The sequence below is a fragment of the Pasteurella sp. WM03 genome (assembly GCF_004570945.1).
Taxonomy (GTDB): Bacteria; Pseudomonadota; Gammaproteobacteria; order Enterobacterales; family Pasteurellaceae; genus Rodentibacter.
The window spans coordinates 48,267-65,034 of record NZ_SPPO01000004.1 but is presented as its reverse complement, the minus strand read 5'-3'; the positions used below and the strand labels follow the sequence as shown (position 1 = coordinate 65,034).

The 16,768-nt window shown below is 40.6% G+C and carries 17 protein-coding genes and 2 tRNA genes; 12 read left to right on the top strand and 7 right to left on the bottom strand.

What is annotated here, in order from left to right:
- Positions 1 to 4: 4 nt before the first annotated feature.
- Complete coding sequence (locus tag E4T92_RS05595; RefSeq protein WP_135093764.1) at positions 5 to 436, bottom strand: DNA polymerase III subunit chi; 432 nt, start codon at positions 434 to 436, stop codon at positions 5 to 7.
- A 239-nt stretch (positions 437 to 675) separates the two neighbouring features.
- Between E4T92_RS05595 and fumC the strand changes: the two genes are divergently transcribed.
- Together fumC and E4T92_RS05585 are read left to right on the top strand one after the other, a co-directional pair.
- Positions 676 to 2,070, top strand: coding sequence for a class II fumarate hydratase (fumC, locus tag E4T92_RS05590; protein WP_135093763.1), 1,395 nt, complete (start codon positions 676 to 678; stop codon positions 2,068 to 2,070).
- Positions 2,071 to 2,181: 111 nt separating this feature from the next.
- Positions 2,182 to 2,784, top strand: coding sequence for a hypothetical protein (locus tag E4T92_RS05585; protein ID WP_135093762.1), 603 nt, complete (start codon positions 2,182 to 2,184; stop codon positions 2,782 to 2,784).
- 28 nt (positions 2,785 to 2,812) lie between these two features.
- Here the strand turns inward: E4T92_RS05585 and E4T92_RS05580 are convergent, their stop codons facing one another.
- On the bottom strand, positions 2,813 to 3,712 hold the full coding sequence (locus E4T92_RS05580) for a RimK family alpha-L-glutamate ligase (RefSeq protein WP_135093761.1): 900 nt from the start codon (positions 3,710 to 3,712) through the stop codon (positions 2,813 to 2,815).
- A gap of 121 nt (positions 3,713 to 3,833) precedes the next feature.
- On the opposite strand from E4T92_RS05580, the gene E4T92_RS05575 reads away from it, so the two are divergent.
- The 6 genes from E4T92_RS05575 (at position 3,834) to E4T92_RS05550 (ending at position 9,884) form a co-directional block, all read left to right on the top strand.
- Positions 3,834 to 4,097 carry a GrxA family glutaredoxin gene (locus E4T92_RS05575; protein WP_077543644.1) on the top strand — a complete coding sequence of 88 codons (264 nt, stop codon included), beginning with the start codon at positions 3,834 to 3,836 and terminating at the stop codon, positions 4,095 to 4,097.
- A gap of 207 nt (positions 4,098 to 4,304) precedes the next feature.
- On the top strand, positions 4,305 to 4,592 hold the full coding sequence (gene citD, locus E4T92_RS05570) for a citrate lyase acyl carrier protein (protein WP_135093760.1): 288 nt from the start codon (positions 4,305 to 4,307) through the stop codon (positions 4,590 to 4,592).
- On the top strand, positions 4,589 to 5,464 hold the full coding sequence (gene citE / locus E4T92_RS05565; protein WP_167754016.1) for a citrate (pro-3S)-lyase subunit beta: 876 nt from the start codon (positions 4,589 to 4,591) through the stop codon (positions 5,462 to 5,464). Before citD ends, citE begins: the two co-directional genes overlap by 4 nt.
- Before the next feature lie 11 nt (positions 5,465 to 5,475).
- Positions 5,476 to 6,978, top strand: a complete 1,503-nt coding sequence (gene citF, locus E4T92_RS05560) for a citrate lyase subunit alpha (RefSeq protein ID WP_135093759.1) — start codon at positions 5,476 to 5,478, stop codon at positions 6,976 to 6,978.
- A gap of 65 nt (positions 6,979 to 7,043) precedes the next feature.
- Entirely contained in the window at positions 7,044 to 8,432 is a 1,389-nt protein-coding gene (gene citG, locus E4T92_RS05555) for a triphosphoribosyl-dephospho-CoA synthase CitG (RefSeq protein ID WP_135093758.1), read from the top strand.
- Positions 8,433 to 8,444: 12 nt separating this feature from the next.
- Positions 8,445 to 9,884 (top strand): anion permease, encoded by a 1,440-nt coding sequence (locus E4T92_RS05550; protein ID WP_135093757.1) that lies wholly within the window; start codon positions 8,445 to 8,447, stop codon positions 9,882 to 9,884.
- A 237-nt stretch (positions 9,885 to 10,121) separates the two neighbouring features.
- On the opposite strand, the gene manA is transcribed toward E4T92_RS05550, so the two are convergent.
- The 5 genes from manA to rsgA all read right to left on the bottom strand — a co-directional run bounded on the left by manA (position 10,122) and on the right by rsgA (position 15,247).
- Complete coding sequence (manA, locus tag E4T92_RS05545) at positions 10,122 to 11,321, bottom strand: mannose-6-phosphate isomerase, class I (RefSeq protein ID WP_135093756.1); 1,200 nt, start codon at positions 11,319 to 11,321, stop codon at positions 10,122 to 10,124.
- Positions 11,322 to 11,376: 55 nt separating this feature from the next.
- Positions 11,377 to 11,877, bottom strand: a complete 501-nt coding sequence (crr, locus tag E4T92_RS05540) for a PTS glucose transporter subunit IIA (RefSeq protein ID WP_077542163.1) — start codon at positions 11,875 to 11,877, stop codon at positions 11,377 to 11,379.
- A gap of 59 nt (positions 11,878 to 11,936) precedes the next feature.
- A complete protein-coding gene (gene ptsI / locus E4T92_RS05535) occupies positions 11,937 to 13,664 on the bottom strand; it encodes a phosphoenolpyruvate-protein phosphotransferase PtsI (protein WP_135093755.1) in 1,728 nt (575 codons plus the stop codon).
- A gap of 102 nt (positions 13,665 to 13,766) precedes the next feature.
- Positions 13,767 to 14,024 (bottom strand): phosphocarrier protein Hpr, encoded by a 258-nt coding sequence (gene ptsH, locus E4T92_RS05530; RefSeq protein WP_077414172.1) that lies wholly within the window; start codon positions 14,022 to 14,024, stop codon positions 13,767 to 13,769.
- Positions 14,025 to 14,206: 182 nt separating this feature from the next.
- Positions 14,207 to 15,247, bottom strand: a complete 1,041-nt coding sequence (gene rsgA, locus E4T92_RS05525) for a small ribosomal subunit biogenesis GTPase RsgA (protein WP_135093754.1) — start codon at positions 15,245 to 15,247, stop codon at positions 14,207 to 14,209.
- Positions 15,248 to 15,317: 70 nt separating this feature from the next.
- On the opposite strand from rsgA, the gene orn reads away from it, so the two are divergent.
- The 4 genes from orn to tsaE all read left to right on the top strand — a co-directional run bounded on the left by orn (position 15,318) and on the right by tsaE (position 16,759).
- A complete protein-coding gene (gene orn / locus E4T92_RS05520) occupies positions 15,318 to 15,866 on the top strand; it encodes an oligoribonuclease (protein ID WP_135093753.1) in 549 nt (182 codons plus the stop codon).
- Between the two features lie 93 nt (positions 15,867 to 15,959).
- Positions 15,960 to 16,035: transfer RNA gene (locus E4T92_RS05515), tRNA-Gly, on the top strand.
- A 16-nt stretch (positions 16,036 to 16,051) separates the two neighbouring features.
- Positions 16,052 to 16,127: transfer RNA gene (locus E4T92_RS05510), tRNA-Gly, on the top strand.
- A gap of 161 nt (positions 16,128 to 16,288) precedes the next feature.
- Positions 16,289 to 16,759 carry a tRNA (adenosine(37)-N6)-threonylcarbamoyltransferase complex ATPase subunit type 1 TsaE gene (gene tsaE, locus E4T92_RS05505; protein WP_135093752.1) on the top strand — a complete coding sequence of 157 codons (471 nt, stop codon included), beginning with the start codon at positions 16,289 to 16,291 and terminating at the stop codon, positions 16,757 to 16,759.
- Positions 16,760 to 16,768 lie beyond the last annotated feature (9 nt).

Here is a 16,768-nt window from a genome sequence, read left to right as displayed (position 1 = left end):
AAAATTAAGTATTTTCGGTGGAAAGTTGCCAACCTTGCATACGTAGTTGTTTATAACGCTCCCGAGCTTGTGCTTTTGGCGTTTCCTCCACGGGAACAAAATCGATTAACTGCGTAAAACTATGGCTAAATTCGGGCACGTCTTTCTGTAAATTAATGAGCAAATCACGTCGTTGTGCATTGCGTTTTCCACGCCATGAAATCTCAATAGGAGTGGGGTATTGAGTCGCTTCACCCGATAAATTATGCGGCACAAACTCATTGGGATCACGTTGCCAAAGTGCCTCATCAATATCTAATGCTTGTTGTTCCGTTTCACAGGCAATTAAAATCCGTTTTCCTAAACGCCAAGCCGATGCAGCTAAATTACACGCAAGTTGTTCAGCAGTGAATGGGCTTTGTTCTGTCAGAATGTAAAACTGTGCATTTTTCATCATTGTTGCCTCAAATTCACCAGACTATAAACTCGGGAATTCTACCGAAAAATCGGAGGAAAATAAATGACTAAATCATGACTCAAGTTAATGGAGAAAAACAGGCATAAAATCAACCGCACTTTTTATGATCTAAATCACAAAACTGATTTTTGGTATTTCTGTTACATTCCATTCATACCTCTGAAGTGTTAAAATCGATCCGTTTTTTTATTTTCATTCTATTGAATAGGAGTATCACAATGGCATTTCGTATAGAAAAAGACACGATGGGTGAAGTTCAAGTTCCTGCCGATAAATATTGGGCAGCGCAGACTGAACGTTCACGTAATAACTTTAAAATTGGGCCTGAAGCCTCAATGCCGGCTGAAATTATTGAGGCCTTTGGTTATTTGAAAAAAGCCGCTGCCTTTGCGAACCACGATTTAGGCGTATTACCTGCTGAAAAACGCGACTTAATCGCCCAAGCCTGCGATGAAATCCTTGCTCACAAATTAGACGATCAATTCCCACTTGTGATTTGGCAAACCGGTTCCGGTACGCAATCCAATATGAATGTGAATGAAGTGGTAGCGAATCGTGCCCATGTTTTACATGGTGGTAAATTAGGGGAGAAATCCATTATTCACCCGAACGATGATGTGAATAAATCTCAATCCTCTAATGATACGTTCCCAACAGCAATGCATATTGCGGCATACAAAAAAGTGGTAGAACACACCATTCCTTGCGTTGAGCGTTTACAAAAAACCTTCGCTGCCAAATCTGAAGCATTTAAAGATGTGGTGAAAATCGGTCGTACCCATTTAATGGACGCAACACCATTAACCTTAGGTCAAGAATTTTCAGCCTATGCGACCCAATTAGATTTCGGCTTGCGTGCATTAAAAAATACTCTTCCTCATTTAAGCCAATTAGCTCTTGGCGGTACAGCAGTAGGAACAGGGTTAAATACGCCGAAAGGCTATGATGTAAAAGTGGCGGATTACATTGCAAAATTCACCGGACTTCCATTTGTTACTGCCGACAATAAATTTGAAGCATTAGCGGCGCACGATGCCATCGTAGAAACTCACGGCGCATTACGCCAACTTGCCATGAGCTTATTCAAAATCGCTAACGACATTCGTTTGTTAGCCTCCGGCCCTCGTTCAGGTATCGGTGAAATTTTAATCCCAGAAAATGAACCGGGTTCTTCCATTATGCCGGGCAAAGTAAATCCAACCCAGTGTGAAGCGATGACCATGGTTTGTGCACAAGTATTTGGTAATGACACCACCATTGCTTTTGTAGGGTCACAAGGTCATTTCCAATTAAATGTGTTTAATCCGGTGATGATTGCCAACTTCTTACAATCCGCGCAATTATTAGGCGATGCTTGCGTGTCCTTTGACGAACATTGTGCGGTAGGTATTGAACCAAATTATCCACGCATTAAACAACAACTTGAAAATTCATTGATGTTAGTGACCGCACTTAATACTCATATTGGTTACGAAAATGCAGCGAAAATTGCCAAAACCGCTCACAAAAATGGCACTACATTACGTGAGGAAGCCATTAATCTTGGCTTGGTTTCAGCGGAAGATTTTGACAAATGGGTACGTCCTGAAGATATGGTAGGGAGTTTAAAATAAACTTACCGATAAAATAACGGTCAAAGGCGGGGAAAACTCCCGCCTTTTTATTTGTGGTTTTAAAGGTGCTTTTGCTATAATCCGCCCCATATTGAACGATAAAATAACAATATGAAAATTAAATATCTTTTCGTGACAATTTTAACTTTTTTTTCAACCGCACTTTCCGCCCACTGGACTCCCGTAGGCAATGCCGAATATACTTGGGGTCCCTTTCACGTTTATAGTATCGGACTTTTTTCGGAAAACGGGACTTTCCAAGAAAGTCAACGTCCTTTAATGTTTTCAATCAAATATGAAAAACCGATTGAAGGTAAGAACTTTGCGATTACTCTGATAAAAGAAATGGACGCACAACAACTTAGTGCTGATGACACCAATGCTTGGTTGAAAAAAATGCAGGAGATTTTCCCCGATTTTGCACCGAATGATCTTTTAAATTTCGTTGCGTTAGAAAATAAGGGTTATTTTATTGCCAACGACACCGTATTGAATCACGAATTTGATGCAAAATTCACTCAAGCTTTCATTGATATTTGGCTTTCCCCAAAAAGTAGCTTTTTGAAATTACAGCCCCAATTATTGGGCAAGGAAAAGAGCGGTCAAAATAACCAGGAATTTCAATACCGCCCTGCCAGCGAACCCTTTGATGAAGAAAATTCAATGCCGGAATTACCACCCAATTACGATCCTCAACAGAATTTGAAAGGGTAATAAGCAAGCAAATAGATTATTCGCCTGTTTATTTTTGTGAAATTGCTTTCTCCAAATATAAAATCATCTGTAACGCAATATCCACCCCACTGGTTTTCTCAATCATTTCTAACCCTGGACTGGCATTCACTTCCAGCACTGATAAACCTGATTTAGCACGGATAAGATCTACGCCTGAAACCGCTAATCCTAGCGCTTTTGTAGCCTTCACTGCCACTTGCTTTGCTTCATCGGACAAAATAATTTTTTGTGCAGAACCTCCACGATGGAAATTAGCACGAAATTCACCTTCTTGCCCTATGCGTTGCATACTCGCGACAACTTTATCGCCAATCACAAAACAACGAATATCCTTGCCCTTCGCTTCGCTAATAAAATCCTGCAACAATACCGGTACATTTGATTGTTTTAAAGTTTCTAAAATACTGACTGCACTTTGTGATGTTTCCATCAACATCACACCAATGCCTTGAGAGCCATTTAAAGTTTTAATAATTAAAGGCGAATCCATTTGGTCAATAGAGGTTTTCGCTTCAAGCTCAACACCCGATAACTGACTATGTGGCACGGAAATACCTTGCTCTCGCAAAATTTGTAAACTTTGCCATTTATCACGCGCCATTGAAAATGCCCTTTCGGTATTTAAACAATAGGCACCTTTTGCTTGGAAATGACGCAATACGGCACAGCCCATTTTTGTACTTGCCGTGCCGAAGCGTGGTAACACCGCATCATAATCGGGCAAAAGATAGATATTCCCTTCCTTTGGCTGATAATAAATGGCAAAGTGCGGTGAATTTTCCCTGAGTTTTAGAATACAACGATTCGGATCTAAAATATCCATTTCATGTCCGCATTGTATTGCGGCTTCTTTTAAACGTTGGCAACTGTATAAACGGGGTTCACGGCAAAGCATTAACAATTTCATAGGAAAATTCCAAATTAAAAATAGCGATACATTATACCAATCATAACAATCCTGAAAAACGGTTTATGGCCAATCAAAAAAAGAGTAGAATGAAAAAATTTAATATGAATAGGAGAAAATTATGTTTGTTGTTATTTTTGGTCGCCCCGGTTGTCCTTACTGTGTTCGAGCAAAAAATCTTGCTGAAAAATTAAAAGGTGAAATTGCTGATTTTGATTACCGTTACGTTGATATTCACGCTGAAGGTATTACAAAAGAGGATTTATCTAAATCAGTCGGAAAACCCGTTGAAACCGTACCACAAATCTTTATTGACGAAAAACCAATTGGCGGATGTACCGATTTTGAAGCATTAATGAAAGAACAATTTGGTATCGTCGCTTAATCTTAAAGGATGCTTGATTGTTCATAGAAAGTGCGGTCAATTTTGAGGAATTTTTAAAAATACCTTGAAAATTGACCGTACTTTTTTTCTTAAAAACTATTTTTTGATCTATATCAGAAAAACACCTCTTTAGAGTTAGCGAGTTGAACTGAAAGTCAGTAAAATGAGCGTCTATTTTTTTGGAGTAAATAAATGAAGGAAATGACGATGAAGATTAGTAAATCTGCGGTAGCAGGCACGCTAGAATCTAGCGATGCATTAATTCGTATCGAACCCACAAATTCATTATCTGTTGAAATTAACAGTTCTGTCGGAAAACAATTTGGTGAAGCCATTGAGCAAACCGTTCTTGCCACGTTGGCAAAACTCGGTGTTACTGAAGCCCTTGTTGTAGTTGAGGACAAAGGAGCATTGGATTGTGTTTTACAAGCCCGTGTGAAAGCTGCGGTTATGCGTGCAACGGATGAAGCGATTAACTGGGAGAGACTGCTATGAAATTAAGAAGAAGTATGTTATTCGTACCGGGCTCCAATGCCGCGATGTTAAGCAACAGCTTCATTTACAAACCCGATTCCATTATGTTTGATTTAGAAGATGCGGTGGCATTAAAAGAAAAAGATACGGCACGTCTTCTTGTCGCTCACGCGCTACAACACCCTCTTTATCAAGAGATGGAAACCGTTGTTCGGGTCAATCCATTAGATTCTGAATTTGGCTTATTAGACCTCAATGCCGTAGTGCGTGCCGGTGTCGATGTCGTGCGTATGCCAAAAACCGAAACGGCACAGGATGTGATCGATATGGATCGCGAAATCACTGAAATTGAGAAAGCGTGCGGACGTGAAATTGGCTCGACAAAAATGTTAGCCGCGATTGAATCTCCTCTCGGTATCACACAAGCAAACCAAATCGCAACGGCCTCTAAACGTTTAATCGGCATTGCCCTAGGTGCGGAAGACTATGTCCGTAACCTAAAAACCGAACGTTCCGCAGATGGCATTGAATTATTATTTGCCCGTTGCGCTATTCTTCAAGCAGCCCGTGCAGCGGGGATCCAAGCCTTTGATACCGTTTATTCTAATGCAAACAACGAAGAAGGATTTTTGCAAGAAGCTTCGTTAATCAAACAACTCGGTTTTGACGGAAAATCCTTAATTAATCCACGTCAAATTGAATTACTACACAACCTCTTTGCACCCACTCAAAAAGATGTGGATCAAGCAAAACGTATCATTGAAGCTGCGGAAGAAGCCGAACGTCAAGGCAGTGGTGTGGTTTCACTCAACGGTAAAATGATCGATGCGCCGATTATTGATCGTGCACGATTAGTATTAGAACGTGCCAAATCAGGTATTCGTGAAGAGTAAGGGAGAGAAAAATGACAACGAGAGAACAACGTATTGAAAAATACAACGCAGGTCGAGCAACTTATCAAGCCGTACCAAAAGCAGAATCCCTTGCCCGCACGGCGAAAGATCGCAAACTTTGCGCCAACTTAGAAGAAGCCATTATACGTTCGGGCTTAAAAGACGGGATGACCGTTTCATTCCACCATGCTTTCCGTGGCGGTGATTTTGTCGTTAATATGGTGATGGATAAAATTGCCGAAATGGGCTTTAAAAATTTAACCCTTGCCTCAAGCTCACTTATTGATAGCCATTCACCAATTATTGAACACATTAAAAATGGTGTTGTGACTAGAATTTATTCTTCCGGGTTACGTGGCGAACTTGCCGAGCAAATTTCTCGCGGTTTACTGGATGAACCGGTCAATATTCACTCCCACGGCGGACGTGTACACTTAGTCAAATCCGGTGAATTGCATATTGATGTGGCATTTTTAGGCGTACCTTGCTGTGATAAATTCGGCAATGCAAATGGTTTTACCGGCAAAAGTAAATGCGGTTCGTTGGGTTATGCCCGTGTCGATGCGGAATATGCCGATAAAGTCGTGCTTTTAACGGAAGAATTCGCCGACTATCCCCATCATCCTATCAGTATCGGGCAAGATAAAGTGGATTTAATCGTACAGGTTGAGGCGGTCGGTGATCCGAAAAAAATTGGCGGCGGTGCAACCCGTATGACCACCAATCCTCGAGAATTACTCATCGCTCGCAAATGTGCTGAAGTGATTTTTGCTTCCGGCTATTTCAAAGAGGGATTTTCTTTACAAACCGGCTCCGGTGGCGCAGCGTTAGCCGTTACCCGCTTTTTAGAAGAAAAAATGCGACGTGAAAATGTGACAGCAGATTTCGCATTAGGTGGCATCACCTCAAGTATGGTGACATTACACGAAGCCGGTCTAATCAAAAAATTATTAGATGTGCAAAGCTTTGATGCGGTTGCTGCGGAATCCCTTGCTCGCAATCCAAACCACATTGAAGTTTCAGCCAACCAATATGCGAACTACAACTCAAAAGGGGCATCCGTAGAACGTTTAGATGTGGTGATTCTTTCTGCGTTAGAAATTGACACCAAATTCAATGTGAACGTCTTAACCGGTTCTGACGGTGTGATTCGTGGCGCATCAGGGGGACACTGTGATACGGCTGCCTCCGCTCAAGTGGCAATCATTGTCGCCCCATTAGTTCGCGGACGTATTCCAACAGTAGTGGAAAATGTGATTACTTGCGTCACACCGGGTGAAAATATTGACATTCTCGTGACTGATCATGGCGTCGCCGTCAATCCTAAACGCCCTGATTTAATTGAATCTTTAAGCAATGCCGGCATTCCATTGTTCACCATTGAACAACTTTGCGAACGGGCTTACGGTTTAACCGGTAAACCAAAAGAAATTGAGTTTACCGATAAACCGGTCGCAGTCGTTCGTTACCGTGACGGTTCGGTTATTGATACGGTGTATCAAATCAAAGAATAATGATAGCAGGGCGTATTTTATATGCCCTATTGTTGCCTGAGAAACACTAAAAGAGCGGTCAAATTTTGCAGCGTTTTTTTCAAACCTTTTCAACCCAAGGAAAAAAAATTTCTCTTGAAGCATTGCTAAATGCACGTGAGGAACGGGCTTTATTACAGCAACAACTTTTGGCGAAATATCAACTTCCCCTCCTTTCCGTTACCTTAACAGCTATCGGTGAGGTGAAAAAAAATCCTTTATTAGACTATGTGTTTGAAAAAGCATTAGAAAAATTGACCGCACTTTTTGCTCAGCGTAAATGGCAGCCAGCTAAAAAAGCTATTCGTATTTTAGATTCGGGACATGAAGCGTTTTTTGTTTTGCCTGTGGAGGCAATGGAACTCAAACGAGCAATGATTGAGCTCGAAGAGAGTAGCTCTCTTGCCCGTCTTTGGGATTTAGATGTCTGGGATGCAGAAGGGCGTCTATTCAGTCGAGCAGATTTTAACAAAGCTCCCCGTACCTGTTTGATATGTGGTGAGAATGCTAAAAACTGCACACGTAGCCGAAAACATCACATTAATGATATCCTTTTAGAGATGCAACACCGTACACTGGCTCACTATTTTGCCGAGCAAATTAGCGAAAAAGTTTACCAGGCTTTGTTGCAAGAAGCGCGGCTATCACCGAAACCAGGATTGGTCGATGCCCTTACAAATGGCGCTCATCAAGATATGGATTTACACACCTTTGAACACAGTGCATTAGCTTTAAAACCTTTTTTTGTGGACTTTGTGTTGAAAGGGATAGAAACCGCTGCGTTACCGGAAAACCAAGTGTTATCGCATATTCGCCCTATTGGTCTATTAGCAGAACAAGCAATGTTTCGGGCAACACAGAATATCAATACACACAAAGGTGCAATTTTTTCTTTCGGATTAATTTGTGCCGCAATCGGTCGATTGGCGAAATTGGCTTACTCTAATCCCGATGGTCTAATTTTTAGTGTTGAGACTATTTGTTCTCTCAGTGCAAAATTCGCTCAAGATCTCACGAAAGAACTTGAACATTACCCAGACCACTTGCCTATTACTGCCGGTGTACGTTTATACCGTAAATACGGTTTAACAGGTGCTCGTGGTGAAGCAGAAAGTGGTTTTCAACAAATTCAAATGTTGTTGCCATTGTTGGATGAGTATCACCAACTTGATTGGGAACATCGTTTGTTAATTGCTTTGTTGCATTTAATGGCGGAAAACCCTGATACCAATGTGGTTCATCGTGGTGGGTTGGAAGCCTTACAATTCGTGCAACAAAGTGCGATTGATTTACTTGAAAATCAATCACTTGTGTTAGATAAAACAAAACTGGCACAAGCCTTACTGAAATTTGATTCTGCCTGTATTGCCAAAAACTTAAGTCCGGGCGGAAGTGCTGATTTATTAGCACTGTCGATTTTCTTTTTATTTTTTTAGAGGTAACTAAAAATGGCATTATCCAAAAATGCAAAATTAGTGATCTTAGCGGCGATTCCGTTGATCACCTTTTTACTGCCGGCTCCTGAGGGACTCTCTCTCATTGCATGGCGTTTGCTTGGCGTGTACATTGCAACAATCGTTGGGCTTGTTCTTAAACCTTATGGTGAGCCGATTATTTTACTTGCCGCTATTGCTGTTTCCGGCGCAATTATCGGTAATACCGAAGGTGCAAAAGAATTTGTCAAAGCCGGCGATATTCTTAATGGCTACAAATCCGGTACAACTTGGCTGATTTTTACCGCTTTCACGCTAAGCTCGGCTTTTGTTATTACGGGATTAGGTAAACGTATTGCCTACCATATGATCGGCGCAATGGGAAGTACCACGCTACGCTTAGGCTACGTGACTATGTTTTTGGATTTACTCCTTTCTCCGGCAACCCCTTCTAACACGGCACGTTCCGGTGGAATTATCTTCCCAATCATCAATAGCGTGGCGGTCGCATTAGGTTCAGATCCGGAAAAAAGCCCGAAAAAAGCCGGTCGCTATTTAATGATGAACGTATATATGGTGGTAAAAACAACCTCATATATTTTCTTAACCGCAATGGCGCCCAATGCCCTCGCCCTTTCATTAATGGCACCAATTTTAGGTTTCAATATTGACTGGTTACATTGGTTCTTAGCCGCCTCTGTACCGGGTTTACTCTGCTTATTTATCATTCCATTAATCTGCTATTGGGTATCCCCGCCAGAAATGAAAGAAGTAGATAATAAAGCCATTGCGAAAAAAGGTCTGGAAGAATTAGGCCCAATGTCTTTCCGTGAAAAAGCCCTTATTGTGTTATTCATCATCGCATTATTCGGCTGGATTTTCTCCTCTGCACTTAATGTCAATGCAACTATCGTGGCATTAATCGTGATGGTGTGCTGTGTGGTGCTAAGTATCGTTTCTTGGGATGATATTTTAAAAAATAAAGGCGGCTGGAATACCTTAATTTGGTACGGCGGTATTATTGGGATGTCCGGTTTACTTGAAAAAGCCAAATTCTTTGAATGGTTAGCCGACTCCTTGAAAACTCTCCTCCAGTTTGAAGGACAAGGCACATTAGCCTTAATCGTTATCCTCACTTTAAGTGTCGCAGTACGTTATCTCTTCGCTTCGGGCGGCGCTTACGTTGCCGCAATGGTACCTGTATTTGCGACAGTTGGACACGTCGCCGGCGCACCGGCAGAATTACTCGCCCTTGGTTTGTTATTCGCTAACTCTTATGGCGGTTCGGTTACCCATTACGGTGGCGGCCCGGGCCCAATCGCATTTGGTGCAGGCTATAACGACATTAAATCTTGGTGGATTGCCGGCGCAATTATCGCATTTGGTAGCTTAATTGTTCACTTAACCATCGGTATGGCATGGTGGGAATTATTAATGAATCTCGGTTGGTTATAATCTAGACTTCATAGGTTAAAAGTGCGGTTAAAATCAACCGCACTTTTTTATTTTTGGGGCATTATGTAGCAAATGCACAAAAGTAGAAATTTCAATGATATTTAGTGACACGCCACATGTGTCCGTTATAAAATCAAATCATTTCAATAAGTTAAAATTCAGACACACAATATATCCCGACAAGATAACCTAAAAATTAGGTTTGTTCAGCTCTATATAATATCGCATATTATAGAATCAAGGTAACTTAGCTACGACTGCATATCCTTCATCTAAACCTTCTATTTCATAAAAAGCATCAGCGCTAATAAACGCCGACTCTCCTGACTTAAGAGCAAATACGCTAGTTTCTGAGCGTAAATTGAGTTGTCCTTTCATCACCATTAAAATTCCTGCACTCTGAATTTTTAAACGATGGGTTTCACCACATTCATATTGAATATTTTGCAAGGCAAAATCTTTTGCCGGTGTGGAATAAGTAAAGACACGTGCATCATGAGGAGCAGCAGAGATTATTTGTGGTTCTACTTCACGACAATCCACCACTTTCAATAGCTCCGAAATATCTACGTATTTTGGCGTTAATCCGCCACGAATGACATTATCGGAACATGCCATCAATTCAATATTTTGCCCACGTAGATAAGCGTGTGGGATACCTGCTTCTTGATAAATCCCCTCGCCTTTTTTAAGGTGAACAATGTTGAAAAGATAAAAACAGAGTAAACCAGCATCAAGTTTTTCCAGAGGAATCTCCATTGCTTCCATAGTATAAAGCAGCCAATAATCGGGATTATTTAGCCTGAGTTCATTTGCACTATAAGCTTCACGCTTTTTATCAATAATAGGGGCAAGCCATTGATATAATTGGGCTTGATCCGCTTGCATGACATCTGCGTAAAATGAATGTAGATCCTGATTACCTAATTTTTCTGCTAGCGGTGCAAGAGAAGGATGCTCATTAAGTGAAGAAAGAATTTTTTCTTTCGCCTTAAATCCGTGTAACAACCAAAAATCGGACAATGCAATCATCATTTCCGGTTTGTGATTATTATCTTTATAAGTCCGTTTTGAATCTTTTAGATCAATACCCTTCTCATTTTCCTTTGCGAAACCGATTTCTGCCTGTTGTTTTGTTGGGTGCAACTGGATAGAAAGTGGCTTTTCCACATCAAGAATCTTCAATAGGTAGGGTAACTCTTCACCAAAAATTTCTCGACTTTTCTCACCAAGTGCGGTCGGATTTTGTTGTAAAAATTCAGTCAAAGGTAAGTTTTTGCCCTCAACCTCAATTATGGAAGGTGCAGAAGTATGCGCCCCAAGCCACCATTCTGCATAATGTTGATTTTCTTCTACTGAAATATTTAATAATTGTGGAATGTAATACTGTCCGCCCCAGACATAATGCTGTAAAACGCCGGTTAATTTATAAATCATTTTCTCTCCAAACAAAAAATCCGCACAACGGCGGACTTTTTCATTCTATATAAAATTATTTTTTAAGTTTTAAAACCACAGATTCACCCGCAACAACCTCACCTGCTTTTTTCTCAATACTTGAGATTTCATCCATATTAGAAATCACAACCGGTGTTAATACCGATTTTGCTTTTGCTTCAAGCAGTTCAAGATCGAATTCAATGACTGTATCGCCACGTTTTACAGATTGCCCCTCTTGTGCAACACGAGTAAAACCTTCACCTTTTAATTCAACGGTATCAATACCAAAGTGAACAAATAATTCCACCCCTTCTTTTGATTCCATTGAAAAGGCGTGGTTAGTCTCAAAAATCTTACCAATCACACCATCAACCGGTGCAACAATTTTGTTGCCTGTTGGGCGAATAGCTACGCCATCACCCACAATTTTTTCAGAAAACACAACATCCGGTACATCTTCGATATTGACAATTTCACCGGAAAGCGGTGCATAAATCTCAACTTCGACCGATTTGTTCTCTTTGGAACCGAATAACTTGTCAAATAAACCCATTTTAATCTCCTATCCATTAAATATGGTTGATATTTTAGCTGAAAATACTGATTTTGTATCTAGTTCAGTGCTTTTGCTGACAAAAATTCTTCAATTAATTGTTCAATCTCCGAAGCAGTTGGTTTCTGCAATGCTTTATTTGCAAGTTCTTTTGCATCTTGGAAATTCACGCTACGGATAAGTTTTTTAATACGAGGTACAGAAATCGCACTCATACTAAATTCATCTAACCCCATACCTAACAGGAGCAAGGTTGCACGCTCATCACCGGCTAACTCACCACACATCCCCGTCCATTTACCTTCTGCATGAGAAGCATCAATAACCTGTTTAATTAAACTAAGTACGGACGGTTGCATTGGGTTGTAAAGATGAGAAATTAATTCGTTACCACGGTCAACCGCAAGGGTATATTGCGTTAAGTCATTCGTACCAATACTAAAGAAATCAACCTCTTTCGCTAAGAATTTCGCATTTACCGCAGCAGATGGGGTTTCCACCATCACACCAATTTGGATATTTTCATCAAAGGCTTTGCCTTCTATACGTAATTCTGCTTTCAGCGTTTCAATCACCGATTTTAATTCACGAATTTCTTCTACCGAAATAATCATCGGGAACATCACCGCTAATTTGCCAAATGCAGAGGCACGCAACACAGCACGTAACTGAGCATGGAGAATTTCACGGCGATCCAGTGCAATACGAATTGCCCGCCATCCTAAGAACGGGTTCATTTCTTTTGGAAGATCTAGGTATGGTAAATCTTTATCACCACCGATATCCATCGTACGAAGCACAACCAAACGCCCCTCCATTGCCTCTACAACTTCTTTGTAAGCAATAAATTGTTCTTCTTCCGTTGGTAGTTGATCGCGATCCATAAAGAGGAACTCTGTACGGTATAAGCCTACGCCTTCTGCTCCGTTACGATTTGCTCCATCACAATCACGAATGGTACCAATATTTGCCACCACTTCAACTTTATGCCCGTCTAATGTCACGGCAGGCAGATCTTTTAATTTTGCCAATTCGGCTTTTTCTTCTGCTAATTTTGCTTCTAAGGACTTTAATTCATCGATTTGGGCTTGGGTTGGATTAATATAGACTTTGTTATTTACGGCATCAAGAATCAGGAAATCCCCGGTATTCACTTTTTCAGTCACGTTGTTAGTTCCAACAATAGCCGGTAATTCCAAGGAACGTGCCATAATTGAAGTGTGGGAAGTACGACCACCAATATCTGTAATAAAACCAAGGACTTTGTCGAGGTTTAATTGTGCTGTCTCCGATGGTGTTAAATCGTAAGCAACAAGAATAGATTCTTCGTTAATATCACCTAAATCAACAATATGCATACCTAGAATATTCTTGACCAAACGGTTACCAATATCACGAATATCACCGGCGCGTTCTTTCAGATATTCATCGTCAATTTCAGACAACATTGCCACTTGTTGGTCAATGATTTTACTTGCCGCGACACCGGCATTCACTTTATGTGAACGCAAATAGTCAATAATCTCTTCTTCAAGTTCTTCATCTTCAAGAATCATTAAATGACCTTCAAAAATCGCCGCTTTTTCTTCGCCTAATGAAGCAAAAGCGCGATCTCTGATTGAATTTAATTGCTCAACGGCAGCACTACGGCCTTCATAAAAACGCGCAACTTCAGCGTCAACTTGGTCATCGGTAATTTTTGTAGTATCAAGAACAATTTTTTCTTCTTTAAGAACTAATGCTTTACCAAAAACAATACCGGGGGATGCAGGAATACCTGAAATCATGTTTACCTTCCGAAATGTGAATAGGAGTTAAACAAAAAATAGCCACAAAATACCGCACTTACCGGAGTAACTTTAAAACGGATTTTATGGCTATACTCAAAATTATTCTAAAGTAGGAATTAACGCAACTAAATGCTCAACAGCTTGTTGTTCATCTTCACCTTCTGCTGAGATGGTAATAACTGTTCCTTGTGTTAAACCTAAAGTTTGTAACTTAAACAAGCTTTTAGCACTCGCACTTTTTCCTGCTGATGTGACAGTAATATCAGAAGCAAAGGCTTTTGCCTCTTTTACAAACTGTGCAGCCGGGCGTGTGTGTAAACCATTAGGGGCTGTAATTTCTACATCTTTTGAAAACATAATGTTACCTCTATTATTTTAGTCATTGTTTAATTTTAAAACGGTTAAATCCAAACTTTTGATTTGCCGATAGTATCCTTGTTAAACACGAAATAATCAAGGAAAAAGGCAAAAAAAGTTGAGCTAAGTCATAAAAAAATCACGTGATTTCTTGAGTAAATCAAATTAATCTTAACGTTTAGCTAGGTTACTGAAAAATGCCGCTGTGATTTTGTTTCAGATAAACTTTCGATCAGTTTGTGATAATTCTCATAACGCACCGCCGAAATTCTCCCTTCTTCAACCGCTTCCCTCAACGCACAGCCGGGGTCGGTCAAATGCTTACAATCACGGAATTTACAAGTGCCTAATACGTATTTAAACTCACGGTATCCTCTCGTAATTTGATCGATATCTAAATGCCATAGTCCAAATTCCCGAATCCCTGGTGAATCAATTAAACTCCCCCCTTGAGGCAAATGATAAAGACGGGACGAGGTTGTCGTATGTTGCCCTAAACCTGAAGTTTCACTTACCTCTCCAACTTGGGCATTCACAGTGGGAAAAATATGATTGATAAGACTTGATTTCCCCACACCGGATTGCCCCACAAAAATGGAAGTTCCTTCACTTAAAAGTGCGGTCAATTTTTCCATATTCTTTCCATTTTGGGCGGAAATAATTAAGGTTTGATAACCAATCTCACGATAAATTTGTAATTGCGTCTCCACCTCTTTTTCTTGTGCCGATGTCAGGAGATCAGCTTTATTCACCACAATGATCGGTTCAATGCCCGCCGTTTCACATACAACAAGATAACGATCAATAATATTGAGTGAAAGTGTTGGCAATACCGCTGACACAATAATGATACGATCAATATTCGCCGCAATCGGTTTCAAGCCATCATAATAATCTGGACGCGTAATCTCGTTCACTCTCGGATGAATTGCTTCTATTACCCCGCTAACCCCCTGTAATTGCCCGTTTCCTTTCCGCCAAACAACTCTATCCCCCACCACCAAACTTGAAAGGGTTCGGCGTAAATTACATCGGAAAATTTCCCCCTGTGAATTCTCCACATCTGCGTGTACAGAATAACGGGTAACCACAATCCCTTCTTGCGACTCCCCTAACATCTCATCTTGCCATTCAATGTCTTTTTTTTGATGGCGATGAAGAGTACGAGCGTGGTTGGATTCAATTCTGCGAGACTGGTTTTGAGTTAGTTTACGTTTAGCCATAAAAGTGCGGTCGTTTTTTACTGTGATTTTGATAAAATGGAGAAAATTTTCACATAGGATACCTTATATTATGCAATTAGATAAACAAAATCTAATCTGGATTGATTTAGAAATGACAGGATTAGATCCGGAAAAAGAGCGCATTATTGAAATCGCGACGATTATCACAGACAAAAACCTAAATATTCTTGCGGAAGGACCGGTGCTTGCTATTCATCAAAGCGATGAATTATTAGGGAAAATGTCTGAATGGTGCGTGAAAACCCATACAGCAAACGGCTTAGTGGATCGGGTAAAAGCCAGTAAACTTACCGAACGGGCGGCGGAATTACAAACCTTAGATTTCTTAAAACGTTGGGTTCCCAAAGGGGCTTCCCCCATTTGCGGCAACAGTATTGCACAGGATAAACGTTTTCTTTACCAATATATGCCGGATTTAGCCGATTATTTCCATTATCGCCATTTGGATGTCAGCACATTAAAAGAACTTGCTGCTCGTTGGAAACCTGAAATTTTAGAGGGTTTTAAAAAGGAGAATACCCATTTAGCCCTAGATGATATTCGAGAATCCATTAAAGAACTCGCCTATTATCGTGATCATTTCATTCAATTAGATTGATGAAAACTTAGTCAGGTAAGCCATTTTGAAAAATTTGCCCTTGCAAGACATCGAAATATTCGTATAATGCCACCCCATTCACTGATGTGAACTGCGGGAATAGCTCAGTTGGTAGAGCACGACCTTGCCAAGGTCGGGGTCGCGAGTTCGAGCCTCGTTTCCCGCTCCATTCATTTATATCCCCAGCGGGAATAGCTCAGTTGGTAGAGCACAACCTTGCCAAGGTTGGGGTCGCGAGTTCGAGCCTCGTTTCCCGCTCCAGATTTTATCCATCTCTGAAGAAGGTGATGGATTTTTTGTTTCTAAACCAAATGGAACATTTCCCAAAAAAACAACCTCTAATATGGCTAAAATCCCCTTAGCGAAAAACTCAAAAGTGCGGTAGAATTTCGGCTAGTTTTTAACTTCAAGAATCACAGCCAATGAATGAATTAACCCAATATATTCCTGATGAATCCACTATGCTTCGCTTTGGTAAAAAATTGGCAGAAACTATTGTTCAATGCCAAGCCGATCGAGCGGTGATGTTATACTTTAATGGCGATTTAGGCGCAGGAAAGACAACCCTTACCCGTGGTATGGTTCAAGGGTTGGGGCATAAAGGCAATGTAAAAAGCCCGACTTATACCTTAGTGGAAGAATACAACATTGCCGGAAAAATGATTTATCATTTTGATTTATATCGTCTTGCCGATCCTGAAGAATTAGAATTTATGGGGATTCGGGATTACTTCACCAAAGATGCCATTTGCCTGATTGAATGGGCAGAAAAAGGCGAAGGCATTTTGCCACCAGCTGACTTATTAGTGAATATTGATTATTACGATGATGCGCGAAACATCACATTAATCGCACAAAATGCGTTAGGCGAACAAATTCTTCAACAACTATAAGCTTTTATC